Here is a 717-nt window from a genome sequence, read left to right on the forward strand (position 1 = left end):
GCGACTGCCCGCCCCCCGCGAGCGCCGCCGGAAGACACACGGAGCCGAGGCCGGCCGCGTCCCCGACCCCACAGGGCCACACACCTAGCGCGCGGCGCGGCCGGTTCCGTCGGCGAGCGGCCGGGCCGCGTCGGGCATGGCCTTCACGCTGCGGCCGACCAGCGAGTCCAGGATCTCGCCGACCCGGATCGCGGTGTTGGACAGCAAGGCCGAGGTGATGCCGTGCGTGTGCTCGGTACCGCCCTGGAGGTAGATGCCGCAGTGCAGGCCGGGGTCGGTCGCGATGCGGTAGTCGCGCTCCACCTGGACACGGCCCTCCGTGTCGCGGAGGCAGCGGTCCGCGACCTCGCCGAGGACGCCGGTGGGGTCGACGGGGCTGTAGCCGGTGGCGAACACCACGACATCGGCGTCCAGGAGGGTCTCCTCGCCGGTGACCAGGGACTTCACCGTGGCGCACACCTTGTCCGGGGCCTCCTCGACCCCGACGAGCCGGGACACGTTGAGGAACCGCAGCCGCTCGGTGCCGAGGACCTTCTCCCGGTACATCTGCCGGTACAGGTCGTCGATCAGGTCGATGTCGACCACGGAGTAGTTGGTGTTGCCGTGATAGCCCATCAGCCGGCGCTTGACGTCCTCGGGAGCGGCGAAGTACTCGTCGACCGCGCCCGGGTCGAAGATCCGGTTGGCGAAGCCGCTGTCGTCGGCGGGGCTGTAGCT

General features: G+C 71.4%; 1 protein-coding gene. It reads right to left on the reverse strand.

Annotated elements, in window-relative coordinates:
• Positions 1-84: 84 nt before the first annotated feature.
• Positions 85-717, reverse strand: a 633-nt coding sequence (locus IH13_RS0128050) for a SidA/IucD/PvdA family monooxygenase (RefSeq protein ID WP_037842622.1), incomplete at its 5' end; no start/stop codon positions are given.

Source organism: Streptomyces sp. NRRL WC-3549, from assembly GCF_000721935.1.
GTDB lineage: Bacteria > Actinomycetota > Actinomycetes > Streptomycetales > Streptomycetaceae > Streptomyces.